The 9,017-nt window shown below is 69.1% G+C and carries 6 protein-coding genes; 5 read left to right on the plus strand and 1 reads right to left on the minus strand.

What is annotated here, in order from left to right:
- The first annotated feature begins 623 nt into the window (after positions 1 to 623).
- Together H5J33_RS14385 and H5J33_RS14390 are read left to right on the plus strand one after the other, a co-directional pair.
- A complete protein-coding gene (locus H5J33_RS14385; RefSeq protein WP_181795304.1) occupies positions 624 to 1,277 on the plus strand; it encodes a hypothetical protein in 654 nt (217 codons plus the stop codon).
- Positions 1,278 to 1,297: 20 nt separating this feature from the next.
- On the plus strand, positions 1,298 to 2,164 hold the full coding sequence (locus H5J33_RS14390; protein WP_181795305.1) for a lamin tail domain-containing protein: 867 nt from the start codon (positions 1,298 to 1,300) through the stop codon (positions 2,162 to 2,164).
- A 744-nt stretch (positions 2,165 to 2,908) separates the two neighbouring features.
- Here the strand turns inward: H5J33_RS14390 and H5J33_RS14395 are convergent.
- Positions 2,909 to 3,655: a hypothetical protein gene (locus H5J33_RS14395; protein WP_181795306.1), complete on the minus strand. Its 747-nt coding sequence runs from the start codon at positions 3,653 to 3,655 to the stop codon at positions 2,909 to 2,911.
- 492 nt (positions 3,656 to 4,147) lie between these two features.
- Between H5J33_RS14395 and H5J33_RS14400 the strand changes: the two genes are divergently transcribed.
- From H5J33_RS14400 to H5J33_RS14410, 3 genes are all read left to right on the plus strand, one after another.
- A complete protein-coding gene (locus H5J33_RS14400) occupies positions 4,148 to 5,059 on the plus strand; it encodes a hypothetical protein (protein WP_181795307.1) in 912 nt (303 codons plus the stop codon).
- A 470-nt stretch (positions 5,060 to 5,529) separates the two neighbouring features.
- Complete coding sequence (locus H5J33_RS14405; RefSeq protein ID WP_309485402.1) at positions 5,530 to 7,134, plus strand: RICIN domain-containing protein; 1,605 nt, start codon at positions 5,530 to 5,532, stop codon at positions 7,132 to 7,134.
- A 203-nt stretch (positions 7,135 to 7,337) separates the two neighbouring features.
- Positions 7,338 to 8,759 (plus strand): non-reducing end alpha-L-arabinofuranosidase family hydrolase, encoded by a 1,422-nt coding sequence (locus H5J33_RS14410; protein WP_181795309.1) that lies wholly within the window; start codon positions 7,338 to 7,340, stop codon positions 8,757 to 8,759.
- The last annotated feature ends 258 nt before the right edge of the window (positions 8,760 to 9,017 follow it).

Genomic DNA, 9,017 nt, shown 5'->3' on the forward strand with positions numbered 1-9,017 from the left:
AACCCGTGACGCGCCGGGCCGTCCTGACCGCGGGCTTGATGAAGTACGCCACCTCACACGTCCACGGCCTCGCTTCCCGCATCCACGTCTCCTTCCGCACCGTCGTTGGCATTTCCCCTGCATACCGGCCGGAGGGCCATCGCAGGAGCAGCCACCGCGCCGGCCACTCGCACGGGGGAGGAGCCGGGTGGGACGGACGGCGAGGTGGTCCGCGTGAGAGCAAGGCCCGGTGGACGCCGACGGCTGTAACGGGGAGCCGATTGACGCGCTCTGCTCCGCCCCTACGCGCCGTTTCACGCCTCAACTGCACTCGAACAAGTGACGCGGAATCGATTCTGCATTCCAAACGGGGGAACGGTGGCATACCACCGGTGGGTGCTGGCTAACGATGGACCCGGATGAAAGTCCGGTGCGTGCCGTGAGGCCCACGCGAACGCCCCGCCCGAAGCCACGGGCGGCGTCCCGCGTTCCGTCTTCCGGGCGCAGCGTTCATGTCGACCGCGTTCGGTGAACCGCGCGGCGCGCGGTGCCGCGCTCCGGCCGCCCCTGTGGACCCGGGCCCCGCACCAGGACGCCTCCCTTTCCGTCGCACGCTTCGATCACAGCCCCAGGAGGACTTGGAGATGAGCCCCGACGTGCAGACCAAGAAGGAAGCCTACAAGCGGGGGGAGGATCAGGGGAGGGCCGACGCGCTCGCCGGTAAGCCCTACGCCGACCCGCCGCGCGACGGCTCGCGCGGGGAGCAGGACCAGTACGCGAACGGCTATGACTGGGGATACGAGCAGGGCCGTGCCCAGAGCGAGCAGGGCCAGCCCCCGAACGGGCAGGGCCAGGACCAGAAGCTCGACCTCGTGGTGTGGCAGGAGGGCGGGGTCGAGGACGCTCCCGGTGGACTCGGCACCACCATCAACATCTGCGTCCGCACGCCCAACTGGAGCGAGACGGTCGACGCCGGCGAACGCGAGCACGTCTTCACCGCCCCCACCGGATTCCGCTGGAACGGCACGGTGGGCGCCCAGTACAAGCGCATCGACCAGACCACGGGCGGCAACCTGCCCCCCGTCCAGGCCACGGTCAGCGACGACGGACGCACCCTGACCTTCACCTACCACGTGCACCTGAACACCGGCGGCGAGGACAAGGACTGCATCGTCTACACCTGCGGCCTCGAAGCCGTAGACGGGGCCACGACCGGCCGCCACACCGACGGCGTCGCCCGGATCGGCACCGCACCGCCGGCCAAGCTCAAGGCCGAGGTCATCGAGGACGAGGACTGAGAGGGCGGGATCCAGACACCATGACCACCGTCGTCACCTCCGGCGTCTTCTCCTCCACCACCCCCGCCATCTCACCGGTCAACGGCGTGGGCACCGACTACATCCAGTGGGGCAGCGCCGGCAGCCAGAGCGGCTACCAGTTCCGCGGGGAGGCCGCGGACGTCCAGCTCGACGGCACCGAGTTCGTCGTCGGTACCTTCATCCACCGCAACAAGCCCACGAACGTCAGCCCGAGCCAGTTCGACGTCCAGCTGACCATCAACGTCATGTTCGAGGACGGCAGCACGACCGACCTCGCTTTCGGCTTCCACCACAACGAGACGCCCAACAGCACCGGCACCAGCCCGGCGGACGACGACCTGGTCGACCTGCAGACCTTCATCCACCCCCAGCCCGTCACGGTCGACGGCAAGCAGTACCGGGCGGTGCTGAGCGGGTTCAAGCGCAACGGCCGGATCGTCCGGCAGTTCCGCAGCCCGGAAGGCGGCATCAACTTCGCCGACGTCGTGTGCATGTTCACGCTCGACGAGCCCGACGTGATCATCTTCGGCCTGCGCTATCAGGGCACGAGCGCCGGCCAGGCGGACGAGTACGTCGAGATCTTCAACAAGGGCGGCGGACCCCAGGACCTGACCGGCTGGAAGGTGGAGGCCAAGCCCACCGGCCGTTCGTTCCCCTTCCCTCCGGGGACGGTCATCCAGCCCGGCCAGCGCTACCGCGTCTACACCAACGAGGACCACCCGGAGTACGGCGGCTTCTCCTTCAGCTCCTCCAGCGAGGTCTGGCGGGACCAGGGCGGCATCGCCCGCCTGGTCGCGGACGACGGCTTCGTCGTCGACCAGTCCCCCTACCTGGACAAGGGGTTCAACAAGACCGGCACTCCTTGAGTGGGACCCGTCGGCCCTTCGATGACAGGTGAGGGGAAGTACACCTCACCTGTCACACGGAACCGACGTGTGCACTCGCGATGACGCTGCTCAGTCGACCTGCGCGTCAGGGAGCCCGGGCGGGAGGACTCCTGTGGTCGGTCAGGCCGATGGCGGCCGCCGGTACGACGTCGCCGCCGCTTATGGTGCGGATGTGGTGCGCGGCCGCCCAGTGGTCCGGACACCAAACAATCCCCGGGTCTCCGACCTGGGGGTTTGCCATGGAGCGGGTGCATGGAGCGGGTGCCGAGAATCGAACTCGCGCTCTCAGCTCGGGGAGCGACGGCGCTTGGGCGTGTCCGTCTCAAGGGCACGCTGTGGGCACGGCGTTGTGATGGGCGGTGGGTGGCGTTCTTCGGGGTCTCCTCGAGTGTCTTGACGATGACCGGCTCGACGTCCGCGTCGGTGATCTTGCGCGGGACGCCCGGGCGGGGATCGTCACACAGGCCGTCCACCGTGTTCGAGGAAGCGGCGTTGTCAGGTACGGACCGTGTCCGGAGTGACCCGCAGCCGGCGGGACGCTTCCGTGATCGAGCCCCTCGGCGCACTCCGGCACGATCCGCGGCCGCAAGGCCAGAGCCTGGGCCGTCGTGCACGCCGCACCCTGCCCTCCAGCACGGCTGGCTGGGCATCGGTCGCTGACAATGGCGGAATCCTCGGACCCGGACGACCCATACCCGACCAGCGACGAATCTCCGACTCAGGTCACTGACTCCCGAGCAGGTCCAGCAGTCGCCGAGTGGTCTCGAAGCCGGTGCCCACCGTCGTGAGGAACCTCTGGACGCGCCCCACGGCCTGTTCGGGCGTGACGTTTCCCCCGCCGGCCAGCGCGGTGTCCAGGGAGTCGGCGTGGCTCAGCGCGCTGTCCGCCACGTCCTGAGGGGCGTGTGCGGCGTCCTCGCGCAGGGCTTGGACCAGGCGCTCCAGGCGGACTTCACCGTGCTGGACGTGGTCGTGCCGGACCGTGGTCCACGCGCCGGGGCTGTTGACGTTCGTGATGATGGGGCCGGACCCGGTCTCCTGCTGGAACCTGATGTCCATGGCGGCCTCCTTGCCTCCGATGTTCGCCCCGTTCCTCCGCACACCGGCGGCAGTGGCGCGGTACCGGTAGGGGCTGATGGGGTGGGTCGGGCTCACCACCTGGTGGGCGAAGCCCAGGGCGTGCAGCCTTCCCATGACGTGGTGGATGTCCGCCGGGTTCCAGGTCCGCTGCCGGAAGTAGCCGGTCATGTCGACGTACACCCCGGGCACGCTTCCGCTCGCGCTGCACAGGTGGTCCAGGGCCTCCAAGGCGAGCTGGTCGGTGTCGTCCGCGGATGTCGAGCGGGGTGGCAGGGAGGCCCTGAACCCCTCTTCCCTGCGGACCCGTTCCGCCTCGGACCGTCGCCCCCGCAACGCGAACAACGCGAGGCCGATGACGACGAGGAAGGGCGCGATGGTCAGGACGTTCACGGAAGTGGCCTCCCCCGCCGGCATTCCGAGACTGAAGCGACACGGTAGGGCCGTGCCGAGGGGCCGGACAAGGCCCGAACCGGCCAGCCGTCGCCTCCCGGTCGCTCGGCGGGCTCTCAGGCGCGGCTCGGTGCCGGCTCCGGCGCGGTGGGGAGCAGCAGCGGGGTCGCCAGGACGAGCACGCCGGTCAGGTCGGTGGGGTTGCGGACGGGGCGGGCGGGCGTGGGTGCCGCGGGTTCGGAGCCTGCCGTCCCTGCCGCACCCGGGGCGGTTCAGTGGATGGTTGTCGCCGCCGGACGTGTGTATGGGGCAGGGAACGACTTACGACACCGGTCAAGGGTTGTGCGCGCCGGTCCAACTCGACGCGTGAGAAGCGACATGCGTGCAACCTGTGACGTCTGGGCTTCCGCTGTGCGCTGAGTGCATGTAGGGAGGTGTCCTCGAAGTTCGCCTCCGCTCGCACTCCTCTGCCCACACGTCCCAGGGGGACCCTTGAACCTTCGCGTGTCCAACCGCGCCTTCACCCGAGCCGCCACCGCGCTCGCGCTCACTCTGGCCTTCGCCGGTGCGAGCACCGGCCTGCTGCACGGGTCCGAGGCGCAGGCACTGCCCGTATCGTCCGGCTCGATGAGCTTCAGCGGCGACGCGGGCGACTACATCAGCGGCGGCCGGTCGTACTCCTACTCGCCGGCCGCCGGCGACACCCTCAACGTCAACGGTTCGAGCGACGACAACCACATCTCCGTCAGCGTCGACGGCGCCAACGGTGACTGGTGGTACCTCGATCTCGCTGCTCCCGCCGGGCAACAGCTCGCGCCCGGTGACTACACCGGCGCCACCCGCTATCCGTTCAACGGGCCGGCGGAGCCCGGCCTTTCCATCGACGGCAACGGACGCGGCTGCAACACGCTGACCGGGTCGTTCTCCGTCGCAGACGTGGTCTTCGGCCCGAACGGCTACGTGCAGAAACTCGACGCCACCTACGAGCAGCACTGTGAGGGCGGCACCGCCGCGCTGCGCGGTGAGATCCACATCGACAACCCGGCGCCGCCGGCCGCGCTCGACCTGGGCGTCGCCATCGACCTCAAGGGCACGGCGAGCTACCTGAACGGCAAGGCCACCATCGGCGGCACCGTCAGCTGCAACGAGCCGACCCAGGTGGACGTCTCCGGCACTGTCACCCAGGTCGCCCACCGCACCCTCATCAAGGGCTCGTACGCCACCAAGGTGGCCTGCGAGCCCGGCGCCCCGGTCGCCTGGACCGCGACGGCCGCGCCCACCGGAACCACCCCGTTCCAGAAGGGCGATGTCGAGGTGCAGGCCCAGGCCCAGGCCCAGGACCCGCACTACGGCCAGACCGTGACGGTGTCGCAGACCGCCGTGGTCGCGCTGAGCAAGGGCTGATCAGCCGCACACCGTGGCAGTGAACCGGAGCGGGTGAACGCGCGAGTTCGGTTCCCGTCACCCGCTCCATGAGACACCCCCAGGTCGGAGGCTTGGGGGTGTTTGTTGTCCGGTCTCCTGCAATTCGGCGACGGACCTCATCGTGAGCCGCTTCAGCGGGGCCCACGAAGGTGCTGCTCCTGCCCTCGTCGAGGCGGAGGAAATCCGTGGCTCTTCGCGGCAACCTTTTCGGCCTCTCGAACCACTCAGTGGTGTCCGGCCAGGTGGCCCGGGCAGATGCACGGCTGAAAGAGAGCACAGGCATGCCCCTTGAACGAGAGCACAGAGATGTCCCCAGGACGCCCATGTCAGCGGTGGTGTCAGGAGCCGGCGGCCGCCGTGCCGACGGCTCCCGCGGTGGTCGCCCGAAGCATCGTGGCCGTCGGCTGCTCGCGCGTCGGGGTTTCTGGGCGGGCCTGGCCGTGGTGGTCGTGGCCGGGTCCGCCGTTGTGGTCAGCCAGGCTTCGGCGCAGCAGACCCTGGACCTGAAGAAGTGGTACGTCCTGGTCAATCGCAGCAGCGGCAAGGTGCTGGACGACCGCGGCTTCGCCACGAACGACGGCGCGCCGGTGGTGCAGTGGGCGCGCCACGGCGGGGCCAACCAGCAGTGGCGGTTCATCGACGCGGGTGACGGCTACTACCGGCTGCAGAACCGGAACTCCGGCAAGGTGCTGGACGACCTCGGCTGGTCGAAGACCGCCGGCTCCGCCATCGTGCAGTGGAAAGACCTGAACGGCACGAACCAGCAGTTCAAGCTGGCCAAGTCGGCGGACGACCACGTGCGTCTGGTCAATCGCTTCAGCGGCATGGCCGTCGGGGTCCGCAACTCCGCGAAGGCCGACGGGGGCGACGTCGTCCAGGACCGGGACCGGGGCCGCGCCGACCAGCAATGGCAACTCGTCCCGGCCGGGAGCGTCGGCTCGCAGCCGTCGTCTCCCGCACCCGGTCCCACCGGCTCGACGACGCGCTTCATGGGCAGCGGCAGGGTGCTCATCGGCGGCTCGATGACCGACGCCTCGGCGGCCGCCGCGCCGTTCGACATGCGCTACGCCTACGTGCACAGCCAGCCCGCGCCCTCGTCGGCCTACTATTCGGCAGCGCGCTGCCAGGACGGGTGGTCGAACTGGTGGGGCTGCTGGAACGGCAGCACCACGGCGCCCGGCACGTACGTGACCTGGCGGGACACCGAGGCGGCCCACGCTACGTACAAGGGCCGCCCGCGTCCGCAGAAGATGCTCTGGACGTGGTACTCGTTGCGCGACCTCGGGGATCTGGCGGGCGAGGGCGACGGCCCGGGCGAGGTCAAGGCCATCAACAGGGTCGACCTGCTCACCCGGTACCTGAACGACTACCGTTTCTTCCTCCAAAAGATCGGCACGTCGCACGACGCGATCGACCTCGAGCCCGACTTCTGGGGCTACGTCCGGTCGCTCGGCGATCCGCACCAGGTCGCCGCGCAGGTCTCGGCCGCGAATCCGGCCGATTGCGGATCACAGGAGAACAGCGCCGCCGGACTCTCCCGCTGCATGACGTCGATGGCGCGCAAGTACGCGCCGAACGCCGCCGTGGGACTGCACCTTTCCTGCTTCGACTGGCAGACCGACACGCAGGCGTGCGTCAAGGACTACGCGAGGCTCGGGGCACGGGACGCCGACTTCCTGGTCAGCGATGTGACGGACCGCGACGCGGGCTGGTACGCGCAGCCGGCCCACGGCGGCCGGGACACCTTCTGGACCGACCAGAAGGCCGCCGCCGCGCTGAAGTTCTACAAGACGATGGCCGAGTCCGTGGGCAAGCCGGTGGTCCTGTGGCAGATCCCCGTGGGCAACATGGCGCAGAACAACACCCTCAACCATTACAAGGACGACAAGGTGGACTGGCTCTTCGCGCACATGGACCAGGTGGCGAACGCCCATGTCGCCGGCCTGTTCTTCGGTGCGGGGCAGCAGGAACAGACTTCGGTCGAGTCCGACGGCGGAAACCTGATCCGCAAGACGATCGCCTACGGCGACTCGGGCGGCACGGCGCTCAAGTAGTCCAAGCCGATGAAATGCGCCTCCATCTCTTCGATGGGGGCGCACTCGTCATCTTCGCCGGGCTCAGGGCGAGAGGTATTGACGCACTTCACCGGTTCCCCCACCATCCCCTTTGCTCGACACTTCGATTCCTGTTCGAGATTACGAACGCGCAAACACGTCAGAACCGCTTGCTCAAGGATGACAAGGATGGCGAGGTCCCCATGCGCTTAGGAAAGTTCGGCCGCGGACGTCCGTCCGCGGTGTTCGCCGCCGCGGTCGCGGCGCTGGTCTCGTTGGCGGCGCTGCTCGTCGCCGCTCCGGCTCAGGCGGCCGCCAGTGGTGCCTTGCGCGGCGTCGGTTCCGGCCGGTGTCTCGATGTGCCGGGCGCCGGCCACGCCGACGGCACGAGCGTGCAGATCTGGGACTGCCACGGCGGGACGAACCAGCAGTGGACGCTGACGGACGGCAATCAGCTGACCGTGTACGGCGACAAGTGCCTGGACGTTCCGGGGCACGCCGATACGGCGGGTACGCGGCCGGTGATCTGGTCCTGCAACGGCGGTACGAACCAGCGGTGGCGGGTGAACTCCGACGGCACGGTCGTCGCCGTGGAGTCCGGACTGTGCCTGGACGTGCCGGGCGGCGCCACGGCCAACGGCACGGCGGTGCAGCTCTGGAACTGCACCGGCGGCGGCAACCAGAAGTGGACCGGCCTGACCGGAGGAAGCGGCACGTGCGCGCTTCCGTCGGCCTACCGGTGGACGTCGACCGGCGCGCTGGCGCAGCCCTCGAACGGGTGGACCTCGCTGAAGGACTTCACCAACGTGGTCTACAACGGCAAGCACCTGGTCTACGGCTCGAACGTGTCGGGCGGGACGTCGTACGGCTCGATGGCGTTCGCTCCCTTCACCAACTGGTCGGACATGGCGTCGGCCGGGCAGACCGGGATGAGCCAGTCCGCGGTGGCACCCACCCTGATCTACTTCGCGCCCAAGAACATCTGGGTGCTGGCCTCCCAGTGGGGCGCCTCGCCCTTCATCTACCGCACGTCGAGTGACCCGACCAACCCCAACGGCTGGTCCGCCCCGCAGCCGCTGTTCACCGGCGGCATCCCGGGTGGCGGCCCGCTCGACCAGACGCTGATCGCCGACGACAAGAACATGTACATGTTCTTCGCCGGCGACAACGGCAACATCTACCGGGCGAGCATGCCGATCGGGAACTTCCCCGGCAGCTTCGGCTCCTCGTACACGACCGTCATGAGCGACACGACGGCCAACCTCTTCGAGGCGCCGGAGGTCTACAAGGTCCAGGGGCAGAACCAGTACCTCATGATCGTCGAGGCGATGGGGGCGAACGGGCGCTACTTCCGCTCGTTCACGGCCACCAGCCTGGACGGCGCGTGGACCCCGCAGGCAGCCACCGAGTCGAATCCGTTCGCCGGCAAGGCCAACAGCGGGGCCTCCTGGACCAACGACATCAGCCACGGCGACCTGGTCCGCGACAACCCCGACCAGACCAAGACCATCGACCCCTGCAACCTGCAGTTCCTCTACCAGGGCCTGTCCCCCGCCGCCGTCACCCCGGGCATGCCCTACAACGAGCTGCCCTGGCGGCCGGGCGTGCTCACCCTGCAACGCTGATCCGAGTACCAGGCCTGGTATCCGACCGGGTGGGGGGCTCCCCGGCATGCTGGGGAGCCCCCGTGCGCAGGGGGCGGGTCAGGCCGTGAACGCCACCGGCGGAAAGATCCCTTCCGATCACGGCAACCTTTCCCGGGCCCGGCGCCGACTGGCAGGTGACCGGGCCCCAGACCAAGGCCCGTTGCACCAGAAGGGCACGCCATTGCCAGACCAGAACCGTTCTCATCGCCGCCGGCCGGCGACCGGCCGCCTCCACAG

The organism is Streptomyces sp. WELS2, assembly GCF_013870595.1.
Taxonomy (GTDB): domain Bacteria; phylum Actinomycetota; class Actinomycetes; order Streptomycetales; family Streptomycetaceae; genus Streptomyces.